The sequence below is a fragment of the Serratia aquatilis genome (genome assembly GCF_044865145.1).
In the GTDB taxonomy this organism is placed as follows: Bacteria; Pseudomonadota; Gammaproteobacteria; order Enterobacterales; family Enterobacteriaceae; genus Chania; species Chania aquatilis.
In genome coordinates this window covers 4,120,321-4,137,731 of the sequence record NZ_CP173186.1, presented here as the reverse complement: position 1 = coordinate 4,137,731, position 17,411 = coordinate 4,120,321, and the positions used below count along the sequence as shown (strand labels likewise).

At 51.5% G+C, this 17,411-nt stretch carries 17 protein-coding genes; 13 read left to right on the top strand and 4 right to left on the bottom strand.

Annotation, left to right across the window (positions count from 1 at the left end; translation table 11 throughout):
• Nucleotides 1-2: 2 nt before the first annotated feature.
• The 8 genes from SAQUA_RS18665 to dinB all read left to right on the top strand — a co-directional run bounded on the left by SAQUA_RS18665 (nucleotide 3) and on the right by dinB (nucleotide 6,969).
• Nucleotides 3-1,244: an NADH:ubiquinone reductase (Na(+)-transporting) subunit B gene (locus SAQUA_RS18665; RefSeq protein ID WP_380679031.1), complete on the top strand. Its 1,242-nt coding sequence runs from the start codon at nucleotides 3-5 to the stop codon at nucleotides 1,242-1,244.
• On the top strand, nucleotides 1,234-2,028 hold the full coding sequence (locus tag SAQUA_RS18660; protein WP_380679028.1) for a Na(+)-translocating NADH-quinone reductase subunit C: 795 nt from the start codon (nucleotides 1,234-1,236) through the stop codon (nucleotides 2,026-2,028). Before SAQUA_RS18665 ends, SAQUA_RS18660 begins: the two co-directional genes overlap by 11 nt.
• On the top strand, nucleotides 2,021-2,650 hold the full coding sequence (locus tag SAQUA_RS18655; protein WP_380679025.1) for an NADH:ubiquinone reductase (Na(+)-transporting) subunit D: 630 nt from the start codon (nucleotides 2,021-2,023) through the stop codon (nucleotides 2,648-2,650). Before SAQUA_RS18660 ends, SAQUA_RS18655 begins: the two co-directional genes overlap by 8 nt.
• A 6-nt stretch (nucleotides 2,651-2,656) precedes the next feature.
• Nucleotides 2,657-3,253, top strand: coding sequence for an NADH:ubiquinone reductase (Na(+)-transporting) subunit E (gene nqrE, locus SAQUA_RS18650; protein WP_380679022.1), 597 nt, complete (start codon nucleotides 2,657-2,659; stop codon nucleotides 3,251-3,253).
• Between the two features lie 15 nt (nucleotides 3,254-3,268).
• Nucleotides 3,269-4,492 carry an NADH:ubiquinone reductase (Na(+)-transporting) subunit F gene (gene nqrF, locus SAQUA_RS18645; RefSeq protein ID WP_380679019.1) on the top strand — a complete coding sequence of 408 codons (1,224 nt, stop codon included), beginning with the start codon at nucleotides 3,269-3,271 and terminating at the stop codon, nucleotides 4,490-4,492.
• Nucleotides 4,493-4,519: 27 nt separating this feature from the next.
• The gene (locus tag SAQUA_RS18640; protein WP_380679016.1) at nucleotides 4,520-5,533 is read left to right on the top strand and encodes an FAD:protein FMN transferase; all 1,014 of its coding nucleotides are present in this window, start codon (nucleotides 4,520-4,522) and stop codon (nucleotides 5,531-5,533) included.
• A 10-nt stretch (nucleotides 5,534-5,543) separates the two neighbouring features.
• On the top strand, nucleotides 5,544-5,771 hold the full coding sequence (nqrM, locus tag SAQUA_RS18635; RefSeq protein ID WP_380679013.1) for a (Na+)-NQR maturation NqrM: 228 nt from the start codon (nucleotides 5,544-5,546) through the stop codon (nucleotides 5,769-5,771).
• 139 nt (nucleotides 5,772-5,910) lie between these two features.
• Entirely contained in the window at nucleotides 5,911-6,969 is a 1,059-nt protein-coding gene (gene dinB / locus SAQUA_RS18630; RefSeq protein ID WP_380679010.1) for a DNA polymerase IV, read from the top strand.
• A 360-nt stretch (nucleotides 6,970-7,329) separates the two neighbouring features.
• On the opposite strand, the gene SAQUA_RS18625 is transcribed toward dinB, so the two are convergent.
• The 3 genes from SAQUA_RS18625 to pepD form a co-directional block, all read right to left on the bottom strand.
• Complete coding sequence (locus tag SAQUA_RS18625) at nucleotides 7,330-8,220, bottom strand: helix-turn-helix domain-containing protein (protein WP_380679006.1); 891 nt, start codon at nucleotides 8,218-8,220, stop codon at nucleotides 7,330-7,332.
• Nucleotides 8,210-8,542 carry a DUF6506 family protein gene (locus tag SAQUA_RS18620; protein WP_380679003.1) on the bottom strand — a complete coding sequence of 111 codons (333 nt, stop codon included), beginning with the start codon at nucleotides 8,540-8,542 and terminating at the stop codon, nucleotides 8,210-8,212. The genes SAQUA_RS18625 and SAQUA_RS18620 overlap by 11 nt, the downstream gene beginning before the upstream one ends.
• A gap of 533 nt (nucleotides 8,543-9,075) precedes the next feature.
• Nucleotides 9,076-10,536 (bottom strand): beta-Ala-His dipeptidase, encoded by a 1,461-nt coding sequence (gene pepD, locus SAQUA_RS18615; RefSeq protein WP_380679000.1) that lies wholly within the window; start codon nucleotides 10,534-10,536, stop codon nucleotides 9,076-9,078.
• 356 nt (nucleotides 10,537-10,892) lie between these two features.
• On the opposite strand from pepD, the gene gpt reads away from it, so the two are divergent.
• The 5 genes from gpt (at nucleotide 10,893) to proA (ending at nucleotide 16,139) form a co-directional block, all read left to right on the top strand.
• Nucleotides 10,893-11,351 (top strand): xanthine phosphoribosyltransferase, encoded by a 459-nt coding sequence (gpt, locus tag SAQUA_RS18610; RefSeq protein ID WP_380678997.1) that lies wholly within the window; start codon nucleotides 10,893-10,895, stop codon nucleotides 11,349-11,351.
• A 213-nt stretch (nucleotides 11,352-11,564) separates the two neighbouring features.
• The gene (gene frsA / locus SAQUA_RS18605; protein WP_380678994.1) at nucleotides 11,565-12,815 is read left to right on the top strand and encodes an esterase FrsA; all 1,251 of its coding nucleotides are present in this window, start codon (nucleotides 11,565-11,567) and stop codon (nucleotides 12,813-12,815) included.
• A 167-nt stretch (nucleotides 12,816-12,982) separates the two neighbouring features.
• On the top strand, nucleotides 12,983-13,384 hold the full coding sequence (gene crl / locus SAQUA_RS18600; protein ID WP_380678991.1) for a sigma factor-binding protein Crl: 402 nt from the start codon (nucleotides 12,983-12,985) through the stop codon (nucleotides 13,382-13,384).
• A gap of 388 nt (nucleotides 13,385-13,772) precedes the next feature.
• Nucleotides 13,773-14,876, top strand: coding sequence for a glutamate 5-kinase (gene proB, locus SAQUA_RS18595; RefSeq protein ID WP_380679121.1), 1,104 nt, complete (start codon nucleotides 13,773-13,775; stop codon nucleotides 14,874-14,876).
• 9 nt (nucleotides 14,877-14,885) lie between these two features.
• Nucleotides 14,886-16,139 carry a glutamate-5-semialdehyde dehydrogenase gene (gene proA / locus SAQUA_RS18590; protein WP_380678988.1) on the top strand — a complete coding sequence of 418 codons (1,254 nt, stop codon included), beginning with the start codon at nucleotides 14,886-14,888 and terminating at the stop codon, nucleotides 16,137-16,139.
• Between the two features lie 138 nt (nucleotides 16,140-16,277).
• On the opposite strand, the gene SAQUA_RS18585 is transcribed toward proA, so the two are convergent.
• A complete protein-coding gene (locus SAQUA_RS18585) occupies nucleotides 16,278-17,285 on the bottom strand; it encodes a LacI family DNA-binding transcriptional regulator (RefSeq protein WP_380678985.1) in 1,008 nt (335 codons plus the stop codon).
• Between the last annotated feature and the right edge of the window lie 126 nt (nucleotides 17,286-17,411).

Below are 17,411 nucleotides of genomic sequence, written 5' to 3'. Positions count from 1 at the left end.
CGATGGGCCTGAAGAATTTTTTTGACAAGATTGAGCATCACTTCACGCCAGGCGGAAAACTGGAAAAGTGGTACCCGCTGTTTGAAGCGACTGCCACCGTGTTCTATACGCCTGGAACGGTAACGCACGGCGCATCTCACGTTCGTGATGCCATCGATCTCAAACGCATGATGATCCTGGTCTGGCTGGCGGTGTTCCCGGCGATGTTCTGGGGCATGTACAACGTCGGTAATCAGGCGATCCCGGCACTGCATCACCTTTATAGTGGTGAGCAATTGCAGACAGTATTGGCGGGTGACTGGCATTACTGGCTGGCGGACTGGCTGGGAGCATCACTCAACACCGATGCCGGCTGGATCAGCAAAATGGTGTTGGGGGCGACCTATTTTGTACCGCTGTATGCAGTAGCCTTCCTGGTTGGGGGTTTTTGGGAAGTGCTGTTTGCGATGATCCGCAAGCATGAAATCAACGAAGGTTTCTTTGTTACTTCCATCCTGTTTGCGTTGATTCTGCCACCGACCTTGCCTTTATGGCAGGCCGCATTGGGTATCACCTTTGGTGTTGTGGTAGCCAAAGAGATCTTTGGTGGTACCGGGCGCAACTTCCTTAACCCTGCGTTGGCGGGGCGGGCTTTCCTGTTCTTTGCCTATCCGGCACAGATTTCTGGCGATCTGGTATGGACCTCGGCTGATGGTTACTCCGGGGCAACTCCATTGGCGCAGTGGAGTACCGGGGGGATCAGTAATCTGGTCAATCAGGCAACCGGTCAATCCATCAGTTGGATGGATGCATTTATCGGCAACATTCCGGGCTCTATTGGTGAGGTTTCTACACTGATGATCCTGATTGGCGGGGCAATTATTCTGTTTGGCCGCGTTGCCTCTTGGCGCATCGTGGCTGGCGTGATGATTGGCATGATCGCCACCGCTTGTCTGTTCAATGCTATCGGTTCTACAACCAACCCACTGTTTGCCATGCCGTGGTACTGGCATCTAGTGCTGGGGGGATTTGCTTTCGGCATGATCTTCATGGCCACAGACCCGGTTTCCGCCTCATTTACCAATAAAGGGAAATGGTGGTACGGCATGCTGATTGGCGTGATGTGCGTGCTGATCCGGGTGGTCAATCCGGCCTATCCAGAAGGCATGATGCTGGCGATCCTGTTCGCCAACCTGTTCGCACCGCTGTTCGATTATCTGGTGGTGCAGGCTAACATCAAGCGGAGAAAAGCACGTGGCGAATGAATCAAAGAATGACAGCATAGCTAAAACACTATGGGTTGTGCTGCTGCTGTGTCTGGTGTGTTCGGTGGTGGTGGCGGGTTCTGCTGTGGGCCTCAAAGCCAGACAGCAAGAGCAACAACTAATTGATAGACAACGTAATATTCTTGACGTTGCCGGTCTGCTGGAGCGTGGCATGACCGGGGAGCAAGTGAAAGCCACTTTCACCAAGAGTATTGAACCGCGTTTACTGGACCTGAATAGTGGTGAGTTTGTGGCAGGTCATAACACGACCTTTGATCTGGCCGCAGCTTTGCGTAGCGATGCCAAGAGTAGGGCGCTGCCAGCCGATCAGGATCTCGCTGGTATCCGCCGCCGCAGTAATTATGCAGAAATCTATCTGGTGCGTAACGAAAGCGGGGCGGTAAACAAGATTGTGTTACCGGTTTATGGCACCGGACTGTGGTCGGTGATGTATGCCTTTGTGGCACTGGATGCCGATGGGAATACCGTGAGAGGTTTAAGTTTTTACGCGCATGGTGAAACCCCGGGGCTGGGCGGTGAAATACAGAACCCTAATTGGCGTGCGCAGTGGGTTGGTAAGCAGCTATTCGATGAAAACGGCAATCCGGCCATTCGCATCGTAAAAGGCGGCGCGCGGCCAGGGGATGTGCATGGTGTTGATGGTTTGTCGGGTGCGACGCTGACTGCTAACGGTGTACAGAATATTTTCAATTTCTGGTTGGGTGAGCACGGCTTTGGCCCATTCCTGCAAAGAGTCCGTGAAGGAGCGCTGAAGAATGGCTGATTCCAAAGAGATTAGGCGGGTCTTGCTTGGGCCGCTGCTAGACAATAACCCGATTGCTCTGCAAGTGCTTGGCGTCTGTTCTGCGCTGGCGGTGACCACCAAGTTGGAAACAGCGGTGGTGATGACCATTGCGGTGACTCTGGTTACCGCATTTTCCAGCTTCTTTATTTCGTTGATCCGTCATCATATTCCGAACAGTGTGCGTATTATCGTGCAGATGACCATCATCGCCTCGTTGGTGATCGTGGTCGATCAACTATTGCGCGCCTACGCGTTTGAGATCTCGAAGCAGCTTTCGGTTTTCGTTGGGCTGATTATTACCAACTGTATCGTCATGGGGCGGGCGGAAGCTTACGCTATGAAATCGCCACCGATTGAAAGCTTTATGGATGGTATTGGCAACGGATTGGGCTACGGCGTGATCCTGATCCTGGTGGGGTTCCTGCGAGAGCTGATTGGTTCGGGCAAACTGTTTGGCATTACGGTGTTGGAAACGGTGCAAAACGGTGGCTGGTATCAGCCTAACGGCCTGTTCCTGCTGGCACCGAGTGCATTCTTTATCATCGGCCTGCTGATTTGGGGGTTACGTGCCCTGAAGCCAGCGCAGATAGAAAAGGAGTAACCGCCGATGGCACATTATATCAGCCTGTTTGTTCGTGCGGTGTTCGTTGAGAACATGGCATTGGCTTTCTTCCTCGGGATGTGTACTTTCCTGGCGGTTTCGAAGAAGGTTTCCACCGCGTTTGGCTTGGGTATTGCCGTTACCTTGGTGCTTGGCATTTCTGTACCAGTGAATAACCTGGTCTACAACCTGATCTTGCGCGACGGTGCGCTGATGGAAGGCGTAGATCTCAGCTTCCTCAACTTCATTACCTTTATTGGTGTGATTGCCGCCCTGGTGCAGATCCTGGAAATGATCCTTGATCGCTTCTTCCCAGCTTTGTATAACGCCCTGGGTATTTTCCTGCCGCTGATTACCGTGAACTGCGCCATCTTTGGTGGTGTGTCGTTCATGGTCCAGCGCGATTACAACTTTGTGGAATCTGTGGTGTATGGCTTTGGTTCCGGCACCGGATGGATGCTGGCAATTGTGGCCCTGGCGGGGATCCGGGAAAAGCTGAAGTATGCCGATGTGCCAGCTGGCTTACGTGGCCTGGGCATTACCTTTATTACCACCGGATTGATGGCATTGGGTTTCATGTCATTCTCCGGCGTTCAGTTGTAAAGGCAGGAAGCATTTATGGAAATTATTTTAGGCGTTGTCATGTTTACCTGCATCGTTATGGTGCTGGCGTTGCTGATCCTGTTTGCCAAGTCCAAATTGGTGAATACCGGCGACATCGCCGTAGAAGTTAATGGCGATCAAGATAAAAGTTTTACCGCCCCGGCTGGCGATAAATTGCTCAATATGCTCTCTGGTCAGGGGATATTTGTCTCCTCGGCCTGTGGCGGCGGCGGCTCCTGCGGCCAATGCCGGGTGGTAATCAAAGAGGGGGGCGGCGATATTTTGCCGACTGAACTTTCCCACATCAGCAAACGTGAGGCCAAAGAGGGCTGCCGTCTGGCATGCCAGGTCAACGTGAAGCAGAATCTGAAAATCGAACTGCCAGAAGAGATTTTCGGCGTAAAAAAATGGGACTGCGAGGTTATTTCTAACGATAACAAAGCAACCTTTATCAAAGAACTCAAGCTGAAAATTCCTGATGGCGAAGATGTGCCATTCCGTGCTGGGGGATTTATTCAGATAGAAGCTCCAGAGCACGCAGTGGATTATGCGGACTTTGACGTACCGCAGGAATATCGTGGTGATTGGGACAAGTTTAATCTGTTCCGTTTTCGTTCGGTGGTGAAAGAGACCACAGTGCGTGCCTATTCGATGGCCAACTATCCCGACGAAAAAGGCATCATCATGCTCAACGTGCGTATTGCCACGCCTCCGCCGAACAACCCTGAAGCGCCGCCGGGGATTATGTCCTCTTACATCTGGTCGCTTAAGGCTGGGGATAAGGTGACGATCTCCGGGCCGTTTGGCGAATTCTTTGCCAAAGAGACGGACGCCGAAATGATCTTTATCGGCGGTGGCGCGGGTATGGCACCGATGCGCTCGCATATTTTTGATCAGTTGAAGCGCCTGAAATCCAAGCGCAAAATCACTTTCTGGTATGGTGCTCGCTCTCTGCGTGAGATGTTCTATGAAGATGACTTCAATCGTCTGCAGGAAGAGAATGAGAACTTCACCTGGCATGTGGCGCTTTCTGACCCGCAGCCAGAGGATAACTGGACTGGGTATACCGGCTTCATTCACAATGTTCTGCTGGAGAATTATCTCAAAAATCATCCTGCTCCGGAGGACTGCGAATTTTATATGTGTGGGCCGCCGATGATGAACGCAGCGGTGATCAAAATGCTGAAAGATTTGGGTGTTGAAGACGACAACATCATGCTCGATGATTTTGGTGGTTAATGGTGTGCAATAGGTGGTGGTAATAGGATGAAAGTTTGGATTACGGTGGTGCTGTTTTGTGCCGCATTTTTGCTGAGTGGTTGTGGGCCAAAGCAGAAGGATCTCGATGGTAAGACCATGGGGACGTACTACTCAATCCGTTTTATCCCTGAAGATGGAACGCCCTCAGTGGAAGCGCTGCGGGCAGAGATAGATAAACGTTTGGAACTGGTTAACGCTCAGATGTCGACGTATCGGCCTGATTCTGAGCTGAGCCGTTTTAACAGCAGCCGCGAAGTGAACAAGCCTTTTCCGGTTTCTGGCGCAGTTGCGCAAGTGGTACGCGAAGCCAAGCGTATTAACCACGTTACCGATGGTGCCCTGGATGTAACCGTTGGGCCGCTGGTTAACCTCTGGGGTTTTGGTCCGGAAGAGCGCCCGGTTAAAGCGCCTAGTGCTGAAGAGTTGGCGCAGCGCCGCCTGTGGACAGGGATCGACAAGCTATCGGTAGAGGATAATGCGTTGGTAAAACGCATCCCAGAACTGTATGTCGATCTCTCTTCGATCGCCAAAGGCTACGGTGTTGATGTGATTGCACACTACCTGCAATCACAGCACATCAAAAACTATATGGTAGATATTGGTGGGGAAGTACGAACCCGCGGTCATAACGGTGAAAAGAAACCTTGGCGCATTGCTATCGAACGGCCCACAGCGGATAGTGAACGTAATGCTCAGTTGGTGATTGAACCGGGTGAAATGGCAATGGCGACTTCCGGTGATTACCGAAATTACTTCGAAGATAACGGGGTGCGCTATTCTCATACTATCGACCCGTTAACCGGTAGACCGATTACCCATAATCTGGTTTCGATCACGGTAATCAGCCCATCGTGTATGACGGCAGACGGCCTTTCTACTGGCTTGAATGTCATGGGGCCGGAACGGGGGATGGCGTTAGCCAATCTGTTGAATATTCCGGTGTTTATGATTGTGAAAACCGCAAACGGGTTTGAAGAACGCTATTCCGATGCGTTCAAACCCTACTTGGGGAAAAGTTAGTGGGGCGTTTATGCTGACGGTATTTGTTGCATCATTTGTGTTGTTTATGCTGGTGGTGGGCGGCATGTCGCTAGGCTATGTGTTTCGGCGCAAAACCCTGCAGGGGAGTTGTGGTGGAATTACCGCCTTGGGAATGGAGAAGGTTTGCGACTGCCCTGAACCCTGTGATGCGCGCAAGAAGCGTATGGCAAAAGAAGCACTGCGGCGTGAACAACTGAATAAGCACCGCATTCTCTGAGACTGAAAGGCCCTGCTGATAGGGCCTTTCAGCTATCTAGGCTGTATCTCTGCACTGTAAAACAGTGTGCTGATGATGTACGCACTATTGAGCTTTCCATAATTAGCTGTATACTTATACAGTGCTGTTAGGAGGGGCGATGCGTAAAATCATTCACGTTGATATGGACTGCTTCTTCGCTGCGGTTGAGATGCGCGATGATCCCAGCCTGCGCGATATTCCATTAGCTATTGGTGGCAGCGCCGAGCGGCGTGGTGTGATCAGTACAGCCAACTATCCTGCGCGCCGTTATGGAGTGCATAGCGCAATGTCTACCGCTATGGCGTTCAAACTGTGCCCCCAGCTTAAATTATTGCCCGGTAGGATGGCGGCCTATAAGGAAGCTTCGCAGCATATTCGTGAAATTTTTGCCCGTTATACCCCCCTGATTGAACCCCTTTCGTTGGACGAGGCCTATCTGGATGTCAGCAACAGCAGCCAATGTAATGGTTCCGCTACGTTGATCGCTCAAGAGATCCGTCAGGCAATATCCGACGAACTGAGTCTCACCGCTTCGGCAGGTATTGCACCAATCAAATTCCTGGCCAAGATCGCTTCCGAATTGAATAAACCTAACGGTCAGTTTGTGATTACTCCCGCTCAGGTTCCGGCATTTCTGCAACAACTCCCATTGAGCAAAATTCCAGGTGTGGGCAAGGTCACCGCCAAACGCTTGGAGGAACTGGGGTTAGTCACCTGCGCAGATGTACAACGCTATGATTTGGCGGCGTTACTAAAACATTTTGGTAAATTTGGCCGGGTGCTGTGGGAACGCTGCCAAGGGATCGATGAGCGTGAGATTTCTCCCGATCGTCTGCGGAAATCGGTAGGGGTGGAGCGAACGTTAGCGGAAGATATTCACCATTGGGAAGAGTGTGAAAAGCTGATTGTCGATCAGCTCTATCCAGAATTGGAGATGCGGTTACGCAAGGTTAAACCCGATCTCTGCATTGCCCGCCAGGGGGTCAAGCTCAAGTTTCAGGATTTTCAACAAACCACCCAGGAACATGTTTGGCCAGTGCTGAATAAAGAGGATTTGCTCAACGTCGCCCGTCAGGCGTGGCATGAAAGGAGAAATAGCCGCGGTGTACGTTTGGTTGGTCTGCATGTCACGCTGCTGGATCCCCAACTTGAGCGGCAGTTGGTACTGACATGGTAAAAAATCGTTATTGCGCTCCGAATAACTTGTTTTAGCCCATAGTTAATCTGAAATTTTTGCCGTTTTGGAACCCATCGGAGTTGATGTGCGCTTGGTGCTTGAAGTGGCCGTTTTTTTCGGTGATGCCTGACTATGGCTGCATACATTCACTGTCAAAATATTAGGCTGTGTCCCTTAATTGCACGCGAGCGCCGCTTGCGGTCATTTGCGCACAGGGCAAGGCGAGAGCCGCGAGGTTTGGTGGACCAAATAAGCGGCGAACAACGCCGCAATGCGCGCAAATGGCCCCAGCCCGAAGGGTCGCGCGCCAAAAGCCCGTTCGAAGTAAAGTCGGGCTTGAACAGAGGGCCACTCTGCCCTTCACCCTCCGCCTTGATAACGGGCTTTTGGGTCTGCGATGGCACCACGGGCAATTAAGGGACACAGCCTAGCAGGAAGGTAATAATTCAGTTCCCGGAATTGTGCGGTTAATAGCCTAGAGGGAGTGAGGCCTGTATATAGCCGGCATGTCTTAATAAAATGGGATTGATCAAAGTAATCATCATTGTTTGTATTGCAGTAGATGGGGCTTTCGGTAAGCAATTGTCGTAATGCTCGCTGGAATCGTGCTGTGCGGCAGAAATAGCGGGCATCTACCCCTGTAAACTGACGGATCCGTCTCTGCATTGTGCGCTCATTCATTCCCAACTGCTGCCGGATGAACCAGAGATCTTCACCATAATAAAGCCGATCAATAGCCCAGATCATCGCTGAATCCGTAGTATGGCAACGCATACAGAGTGCCAATAGCCACTGTTCTAACAGCGAGGTTCGTGTTTCATAAGGCAAACCGAGTAGCTCAACGGCTGGAAAGAACAAACCCAAATCCGCCAGTGGGATAGGCATGTCACTTAATTCATCTAATGCGAAACCAAATAATGGGAAGCTCGTCGCTGAGCGGAGTCGGATTGACAGGATATCAATCTCACCGGTCGCGCTAATCTTTAGCCTGGCTTTTCGTGGACGAAGTAGTACAGCTTCCCCTGTTGGTACCATGAAACGATAAGTTGTCTGTTCACCATCAGTAGACAAAGGGAAAGCAGAGAACATCAGGGGGGCTCCCAGGTTGAAAAGAACCTCTCCGCCAGTACCTGGAAAGAGGTCTGGTAATCCCCTGCCTGCCGGTATTTGCCAACCCCAATAGTGTGCCACCCAGCGGGATAGGCTTTGGTGTGGCTGGCTATATCGTTGCATTAATAAATTATTTTGCATTGTCACTGCATGGCATAAACAGTTTATCTCCGCTTATGTTGCCCAAACCGGGGTGATGGTCAAAACGGACGACTCCGACGCTCATCCTTCCTGCTGCGCCCTCGGCTACTTGCGCGACACCGAGATGGCCAAACCCGGCACAAAGCTCGATAGCTTGAATGCCTTCGTCATAAAGTGAATTGAGTAATTCTTTGGCTTGCTGATAATCCCTTACCGCAATCATCTTCACGTGGACTTTTTCTGTTACTACCCAGGCATAGTGAGTTTCTGGGATTACATTTGGTGCAACAAAAATAAAAGCAGCTTTCAATATATCGCTCATGTCGGTCTTCACGTTCTATATGAGAAAACGACATGCTAAATCTTGGTACACTCACTGTATTGTACCAATCCGACAGGGCGTAACTTAGGTTACCTTACCGAAGATAGTCCAGGTTTTTGCCTCACCGCTCGTTTAAAGCATAACTAAATGTACTACGTATTATTAACCTGGCCGGACATCTTATCGCATTGATTGTTAATGCGGTTAGGGGCATAGCGCACAGGCATTTATTCTTTCATTTGGCCTGGCGATAACGCCAAGGTTACTGCGCGGTCTGTTTGCTCTTCGCGCTTTCAGAGAGCTTGATAGCCCACAGTTTTTACTCTGTTCTCTAGTCTTAAAAAGAAAATGGGCCCGGATTTGCCGGGCCCACGAGGCTGATGACAAAGTCGCCTTCTGACCCGAGATACCCGGGCCTAGCGCACAGAGGGGCGCTCCGACGGCTTACGCCGTTACGACCCCATCGGCACGCTCTCCCTAATAACGGGGTTTGTCAGCAGTCTGATGGGCTCGGATTTGCCGGGCCCACAGGTTTAACTGCGTTCAGGAATGGCTTTCAGTAATTCTGTCAACAGCGTCCAGTATTGCCCCACGCTGGCGATATGTACTTGTTCATCCGGTGAGTGCGGCCCGGTGATGGTTGGCCCAATTGAGACCATATCCATATTCGGGTAAGGTTTCTTGAACAGACCACATTCCAGACCTGCATGGATCACCATGATGTTTGGCGTCTTGTTAAATAGCTTCTGGTAGGTTTCGCGTACCAACTGCATCACTGGCGAATGGGCATCCGGCTGCCAGCCTGGGTAGCTGCCTTTAGCAACAACTTCCGCCTGAGCCAACTGTCCCAGCGCGCTCAACATGCTGACTACATAGTCTTTGCCGCTGTCGATCAGTGAACGGATCAAGCAGATAATCTCGGCTTCATTTTCATTGGTCGTGACTACGCCAACGTTCAGTGAGGTTTCAACCACGCCTTGTACCGCATCGCTCATGCGGATCACCCCGTTTGGCGTGCCGTTCAGCAGCGCGATAAAACGGTTCTGGCAATCAGCGGTTAGCGCCTGCGCGGTGCTTTCGATAGGTTCCAGCAAAACGGTAACGTTTTTCTCTTTTGCAACCAGTTCGTTTTTCAAGATAGTCAGGAACTGTTGGCTCAGGGCTTTGAGCGCATCTGCTTTGGCAGCCGGGACGGCAACCACAGCAGAAGCTTCGCGCGGTATTGCATTACGCAGCGTACCGCCGTTCAGATCCAGCAAACGCAGTTCCAATTCCTGGGTATGGGCGAATAGGAAACGTGCCAGTAATTTGTTGGCGTTGCCAAGACCATGGTGGATATTGGCACCGGAGTGGCCACCTTTCAGGCCTTTGAGGGTCAGTTTCAGCGTTTGATAACCAGCAGGAACCGCTTCACGTTGAAGGGGCAGGGTGGAGATAAAATCAATACCGCCAGCGCAGCCCATGTAGATTTCACCTTCCTCTTCGGAATCGGTGTTGATCAGAATATCGGCTTGCAACCAGTTTGGCTGCAGGCCAAAAGCGCCATCCATTCCAGCTTCTTCGGTCATGGTCAGCAACACTTCCAACGGGCCGTGCTCAACGCTGTCATCGGCCAATACTGCCAGTGCAGAAGCCATACCTATGCCGTTATCGGCACCGAGAGTGGTACCATGGGCTTTTACCCATTCGCCATCAATATAAGGCCGGATGGGATCTTTGGCGAAGTCGTGAACGGTGTCGTTGTTTTTCTGTGGGACCATATCCAGATGGGCCTGCAGGGCAACCGGTTTGCGGTTTTCCATCCCTTTGGTTGCGGGCTTACGCAGCAGGATGTTACCCACCTGGTCGCGCTCGGCATGTAAATTCTTCTCTTTAGCCCAATCGAGGATATGCTTAGCCAGCGCTTCTTCATGGTAAGAAGGATGTGGAATAGAGCAGATTTTGGCAAAGATATCCCATAGGGGCTGTGGTGAAAGTTGAGACAACTCAGACACTATAAGTCTCCTGTAACAGCACGTTCAGCGGTGCGCAAGTGCTGTGCGGTTAGGTGTATTTGATACGGTTTCCAGAGAATATCATTTTATTCCGGGCTGTGTCCTTCAATTGACCGTCAACCATACTCATGGATAATTTATATACATAGCCCGCTACGCGCCTGCGCCAGACCGCGCTTTTAGGTGCGGTAACCCATTTAATCGGGATGGAACACTCAATGTTTCACAGACGAAATACTGATGAATCCCTCAGTTAAACTGGTATTCGATGCGTACTGTCTCTATAATCTCGCGCAACCTTTTTTCCCCCTTGATTACTGAGTAAGCCACTTCACTGCTGGCAGGGATACCATTCTATGAGCGAGAAATACGTTGTTACCTGGGATATGTTGCAAATGCAAGCCCGCAAACTGGCCCATCGCCTACTGCCAGCCGACAAATGGACTGGCATTATTGCTGTGAGTCGTGGCGGTTTGGTTCCTGCTTCTTTGCTGGCGCGTGAACTGGGGATCCGTCACGTTGATACCGTCTGCATTTCCAGCTACGACCATGACAACCAGCGCGAAATGAAGGTAATCAAACGTGCCGAAGGCGACGGCGAAGGCTTTATCGTGGTTGATGATCTGGTCGATACCGGCGGCACTGCAAAAGCGATCCGCGAGATGTATCCGAAAGCCCACTTCGTTACCATCTTTGCCAAACCTGCTGGCCGCCCACTGGTTGACGATTATGTGGTAGATATCCCGCAGGATACCTGGATCGAGCAGCCGTGGGATATGGCAGTCACCTTCGTGCCACCGATCGGCGGGCGCTAAGTTCTTCAGCCTATAGCTTTTGAAAACGCCCGGCATCACCGGGCGTTGGTGTTTTTGGGGTGCCAGGCTCTGCAAAAGCATCAATCAAATTAGCCTCAATCGTCATATTCTGTAAATACCCCGGGTAACTTTGGTTTCTTGCCCCAGAGTTAGGTACACTACTTCCAGGCTGTTTCAGGCCTTTCTGCTAGATCCTTGGAGGCTGTTGTTACCATGGCACAAGCCAACCTTTCTGAAGTACTGTTTAAACCCTCATTCAAACACGCTGAAACTTCTACGCTGGTGTCACGTGCGCATCATACGGTTGGCGCGGACATGCACTCTCCGTTGGAAGGCGACACCGACTGCAATTGGTATCGCATGCTTAACCATCTGTTGTGGACATGGCGCGGTATTGACCCATTGGAGATTAGCGAGGTACTGGCGCGTATTGCAGCTTCCAATGCTGAACACAGCGATGAGCACCTGTTGGATACCGTAGTGGGTTACCGTAATGGCAACTGGATTTACGAATGGGTGCACCAGGGAATGTTGTGGCAGCAGCGAGCGTTGGAGCAGGAAGATCCTCTGGTGGGCGGGCAGTATTGGCTGAACGCTGCCAACCTCTACAGCATTGCCGGTTACCCGCATCTGAAAGGGGATGTACTGGCCGAACAGGCTGAAGTGCTATCCAACCGCGCTTATCAAGAAGCTGCGCTTTTGTTGCCATATCAGTTGAAAGAGTTGGAGTTTGCCATCGAAGGAGGCAGCTCAATTACCGGGTTCCTGCACATGCCGGATGGTGCGCAAGCGCCTTACCCAACGGTGCTGATGTGTGGCAGCCTAGATACGCTTCAAACAGATTATCATCGCCTGTTCAGGGATTATCTTGCGCCGCATGGCATTGCGATGTTGACCATAGATATGCCTTCTATTGGTTCCTCTTCCAAGTGGAAGCTGACGCAAGACTCCAGCTTCCTGCATCAACAGGTTTTGGCTCAACTCCCTTCCATCGCCTGGATCGACCATACGCGAGTTTGCGTATTCGGTTTCCGCTTTGGTGCCAACGTTGCGGTTCGGTTAGCCTATCTGGAATCGAATCGCCTGCGAGGTGTTGCTTGCGTAGCCCCCCTGGTACACAGCTTGCTGTGTGACACCAAACGTCAGGGGCAGCCTGTTCCAGACATGTATATGGATGTGCTGGCCAGCCGCATGGGTATGGCGAATGCCTCTGATAGCGTACTGAAAACCGAGTTAAACCGCTACTCGCTGAAAACTCAGGGTTTATTAGGCCGCCGTTGCCCAACCCCAATGTTATCGGCATACTGGGAAGGGGACCCGCTCAGTCCGAAAGAAGAGTCGCAGTTGATAGTTTCTTCTTCATTGAACGGCAAGTTGATTTCTGTTCCTCGTACACCGGTTTATCAGGGTTTCCACCAATCCCTGTTGCAGATCTGTGATTGGCTTAGAGATAAAATGCGCTAATCAGTTGCTAATTTTTAGCAGTTTGTTAAAAAGAATGGATTATACCCAAGTTACTTCCAGTTACAGGCAGGCGGTAATGCTGCTTACAGCGCTCGCAAAGGGATGAGTAATGCACCCAACTCTCCTGCAGCTTGAAGGGCGACGGGTATACAATGAGGAGGTTGAAAATGACGTTACCGAGTGGCCACCCGAAGAGCCGTTTAATGAAGCGCTTTGCCAGTCTGGGGCCTTATTTGCGCGAAGGACAATGCGAGAACGACCGTTTTTTCTTTGATTGTTTAGCGGTTTGCGTCAATGTAAAACCGTCGCCGGAAAAGCGTGAATTCTGGGGATGGTGGCTTGAACTGCAAGCGGACGGGCCTCGCTTTATTTATTCCTACCGTTTTGGCTTTTTCGATAAAGAAGGGCAGTGGAAACCGGAAAAGATCAAAGATGCAGAAGTAAAAGAGAAGCTGGAAACTACGTTGCGTGACTTCCATCGCCGTTTGGGCGAACTGTTGGCGACCATGGAATTGGTATTGGAACCCGCTGATGATTTCGATGATCAACCAATAAAACTCTCCGCCTAGATCATTTTCACCTTAGAATTCCGTTTAAATCGCGTTGTGCCTGTTGGCATAACGCGCCTCTCCTGTTACAAAGTCCTTTGCAGTTATACTCTAAATAATTCGAGTTGCATGTAGGCGGCAAGTCCGAGACAAATCTGTCTGGAACAGATTTGAACAGCGCTTGCGTTGGCCCGAAGGGTGAGCCTCAGGGAAGAGGCTTATAATCTGCCAGGAGCATAGCCCACTATGTGACTGGTGCGACAAATCTGCCTGGAGCAGATTTGAACGCTGCTTGCAGCGGCCCCGGAGGGGCGAGGCCCATGGACGGGCCGAGTAGTTAGATGCAGCCAACACCCAGGCAACTTGAAGTATGACGAGTATATTTCTTATTCCAATGGAAGAGACCTATATGAAAGGCAGCCAGACATTGGTTGTGAAATTGGGCACCAGCGTGTTGACCGGCGGTTCGCTGCGTCTGAATCGTGCCCATATTGTTGAACTGGTTCGCCAATGTGCGCGCCAACATGCAGCGGGCCACCGCATTGTTATTGTTACTTCCGGGGCGATTGCCGCTGGGCGCGAGCATTTGGGTTATCCAGAATTACCCGCCACCATCGCCTCCAAACAGTTGCTGGCAGCCGTTGGGCAGAGCCGTCTGATCCAACTGTGGGAGCAGCTTTTCTCCATCTACGGCATCCATATTGGGCAGATGCTGCTGACCCGTGCTGACATGGAGGATCGCGAAAGATTCCTCAATGCACGTGACACCATGAGCGCACTGCTTGATAACCGTATAGTACCGGTGATTAATGAGAACGACGCGGTTGCTACGGCAGAGATCAAGGTGGGTGATAACGACAATCTATCGGCGCTGGCGGCCATTCTGGCAGGTGCGGATAAACTGTTATTGTTGACCGATCAACAGGGGTTGTACACCGCCGATCCGCGAAGTAATCCTTCGGCAGAGCTGATCCGTGAAGTTTACAGTATTGACGACGCATTGCGTGCGATTGCGGGCGATAGCGTTTCTGGTCTTGGCACTGGCGGCATGGGCACCAAATTGCAGGCAGCGGACGTAGCCTGCCGTGCAGGGATCGACGTGATTATTGCTGCGGGCAACCAGCCGGGCGTGATTGCTGAAGTGATAGAAGGTAACCCGGTGGGTACCCGCTTCCATGCACAGGAAACCCCACTGGAGAACCGCAAACGCTGGATCTTTGGCGCGCCTCCTGCTGGTGAAATCACCATTGATGATGGTGCGGTAGAAGCCATGATGGCCCGTGGCAGCTCACTCTTACCGAAGGGCATCCGCGAGGTAAAAGGTGATTTCTCCCGCGGCGAGGTTATCCGCATCTGCAATCTGGCGGGGCGCGACTTGGCCCATGGCGTCAGCCGCTATAACAGCGACGCGATGCGCATGATTGCCGGGTACCACTCGCAGGAAATCAGTGACATTCTGGGCTATGAATACGGCCCGGTAGCCGTGCACCGTGACGATATGATCGTCAGTTAAGGAGTTAACATGCTCGAGCAGATGGGAAAGGCGGCCAAGCGTGCCTCTTGGCAATTGGCAGTACTGAGCACCGCGAAAAAAAACCAGGTGTTGGCAGTGATGGCCGACAAGCTGGAAGCCGACAGTGAAGCGATTCTGCTGGCGAATGAGCAGGATATGGCGCAGGCACGTGCGACGGGGATGAGTGAAGCTCTGTTGGATCGTCTGCTACTGACCCCCGCGCGTTTGGCAGCGATAGCCAACGACGTGCGCCAGGTATGCCGCTTGAGCGATCCGGTAGGCCGCGTATTGGACGGTGATTTACTTGACAGCGGCCTTAAGCTGGAACGCCGTCGCGTGCCGCTCGGCGTGATCGGCGTGATTTATGAAGCGCGCCCTAACGTTACTATCGACGTCGCCAGCTTGTGCCTGAAAACCGGTAATGCGGTGATCTTGCGTGGCGGCAAAGAGACGCATCACACCAATCAGGCCACGGTAAAAGTGATCCAGCAAGCGCTTGAACAGTGTGGCTTGCCAGCGGCTGCGGTACAGGCAATTGAAAGCCCGGATCGGGCGCTGGTGAATGAACTATTACGTCTCGATCGCTATGTCGATATGCTGATCCCACGTGGCGGTGCCGGTTTGCATAAGCTGTGCCGCGAACAATCGACCATTCCTGTGATCACCGGCGGGATCGGCGTGTGTCATATCTACGTGGATGACTGCGCGGATTACGACAAAGCGCTGGCGGTTATCGAAAATGCCAAGATCCAGCGCCCAAGCGCCTGTAACTCGGTAGAGACTCTGTTGGTCAACCGTACCATCGCTAACAGCTTCCTGCCGGTATTGAGCGCGCGTATGGCGGCGGTAGGGGTGACCTTGCACGCCAGCGACAACGCAATGCCGCTATTGCAGCAAGGGCCAGCAACGGTGGTAGCGGTTGAAGCGAAGGATTATAACGACGAGTGGCTATCACTGGATCTGAATGTGACGCTGGTGGATGATATCGATCAGGCTATTGAACATATTCGTGAGCATGGTACCAGCCATTCGGATGCCATTCTGACGCGCTCCCTAAGTCACGCCGAGTATTTTGTCCGCGCGGTGGATTCTTCTGCCGTGTATGTCAATGCCAGCACTCGCTTTACCGACGGTGGACAGTTTGGCTTGGGGGCGGAAGTAGCGGTCAGCACCCAGAAGCTTCATGCCCGTGGCCCAATGGGGTTAGATGCCTTGACCACCTATAAATGGATCGGTTACGGCGACGATCTGGTACGTAGTTAAGTGGATGTTCCCGAAGGTTCAGCGGGCGCTGTTCTTTCGGGGTAACTATCTGTGCAGAATGACCAGTAAACAGCCCTAGCGTGACACAGCCTAACCTGTTTTTCGCTATACAACTTGGTTGTTTGTGTAAATATAAAATTACCGCTGTGTTGAACCGCGAATTTGTAATTTCCCGGCCATCTTAACGTGTGTTGAGATGTACTCTCCTTGGCAGAGATATTCCACTGCTGCGCGACCCAATTCGGCGTAAGGCAACTGCACGCTAGTCAGCTTGGGCATCAGTTGTTCTGCAATCCGCTGATCGTCATACCCAGCTATCAGAATGTCTTGTGGCACTTTTATTTCCATTTCTGCCAAGGCCTGATAACACCCCAAGGTCATCCAGTCACTGGAGCAAAAAATTGCATCGGGTCGAGAGGAAAGCTGCATGACTTTTTTGGTTGCCTGATGTGTTTCATCCAATCGCCAATTGGTTTTTACCACTAGCGCTTCATCAAATGGGATATTCGCATGTTCAAGAGCTGCTCTATACCCGGAAAGACGATGATGCGACGCATCCATCCAGTCATCCCCCATGATATGAGCGATACGCCTTGCCCCCTGATTGATCAGGTGGCGGGTAACCTGCAATGCATTGGCGTAGTCATCGGGTAAAAATGTTGACTGGAGGGGATAGGCTCGGTCATAGACGTTTAGGAGAACCAGGGGCAGAGCGGTGCAGCGGTCGAAAAACGAAAAATCGATGCAACGTGTAATCGGAGAGGCGAGGATAATACCGGCACAGCTACGTTGTTCAAGCTGCCTGATGATACGTAACGCTAGCGCTATATCATCATCGTAGTCGTAAATGGTTAACAGACTATCATTGCGCCAAGCCGCTTCACGAGCCTGAGCGAGTGCGTCAACAAAAGGGTCATAGCTGGGCATTGCATTGATAATAATAGCTATTTCTTCCTGCCCATCCACTTTCTCTGGTGAAGGTATCTTTTTGTAGCCTAGCATTTGCGCAGTATTAATGACCCGTGAGCGTGTCTCATCACTAAGTTTGATGCTCTGCGCATTGTTCAGTATCAACGACACCGTAGCCTGAGATACGCCCGCTTCGCGTGCAATATCATTCATAGTGACTTTGTTTTTCTTTTCCATGTGCATTCATCATCTTCTGCCTGCCTGGTAGCACTATATCACAGTGAGTATGCCGTCACATTTCACCCACTGGTGAATAACAGAAGTGTGATGGTGTTTACAATTTCTTCAGCCTGGGGTTGCTGT

What these genes read in the sequence shown, in the direction of transcription:
- SAQUA_RS18665 (WP_380679031.1), top strand. Translation starts at nt 3, where the DNA reads ATGGGCCTGAAGAATTTTTTTGACAAGATTGAGCATCACTTCACGCCA.
- SAQUA_RS18655 (WP_380679025.1), top strand. Translation starts at nt 2,021, where the DNA reads ATGGCTGATTCCAAAGAGATTAGGCGGGTCTTGCTTGGGCCGCTGCTA.
- nqrE (WP_380679022.1), top strand. Translation starts at nt 2,657, where the DNA reads ATGGCACATTATATCAGCCTGTTTGTTCGTGCGGTGTTCGTTGAGAAC.
- nqrF (WP_380679019.1), top strand. Translation starts at nt 3,269, where the DNA reads ATGGAAATTATTTTAGGCGTTGTCATGTTTACCTGCATCGTTATGGTG.
- SAQUA_RS18640 (WP_380679016.1), top strand. Translation starts at nt 4,520, where the DNA reads ATGAAAGTTTGGATTACGGTGGTGCTGTTTTGTGCCGCATTTTTGCTG.
- nqrM (WP_380679013.1), top strand. Translation starts at nt 5,544, where the DNA reads ATGCTGACGGTATTTGTTGCATCATTTGTGTTGTTTATGCTGGTGGTG.
- dinB (WP_380679010.1), top strand. Translation starts at nt 5,911, where the DNA reads ATGCGTAAAATCATTCACGTTGATATGGACTGCTTCTTCGCTGCGGTT.
- SAQUA_RS18625 (WP_380679006.1), bottom strand. Translation starts at nt 8,220, where the DNA reads ATGCAAAATAATTTATTAATGCAACGATATAGCCAGCCACACCAAAGC.
- SAQUA_RS18620 (WP_380679003.1), bottom strand. Translation starts at nt 8,542, where the DNA reads ATGAGCGATATATTGAAAGCTGCTTTTATTTTTGTTGCACCAAATGTA.
- gpt (WP_380678997.1), top strand. Translation starts at nt 10,893, where the DNA reads ATGAGCGAGAAATACGTTGTTACCTGGGATATGTTGCAAATGCAAGCC.
- frsA (WP_380678994.1), top strand. Translation starts at nt 11,565, where the DNA reads ATGGCACAAGCCAACCTTTCTGAAGTACTGTTTAAACCCTCATTCAAA.
- crl (WP_380678991.1), top strand. Translation starts at nt 12,983, where the DNA reads ATGACGTTACCGAGTGGCCACCCGAAGAGCCGTTTAATGAAGCGCTTT.
- proB (WP_380679121.1), top strand. Translation starts at nt 13,773, where the DNA reads ATGAAAGGCAGCCAGACATTGGTTGTGAAATTGGGCACCAGCGTGTTG.
- proA (WP_380678988.1), top strand. Translation starts at nt 14,886, where the DNA reads ATGCTCGAGCAGATGGGAAAGGCGGCCAAGCGTGCCTCTTGGCAATTG.
- SAQUA_RS18585 (WP_380678985.1), bottom strand. Translation starts at nt 17,285, where the DNA reads ATGGAAAAGAAAAACAAAGTCACTATGAATGATATTGCACGCGAAGCG.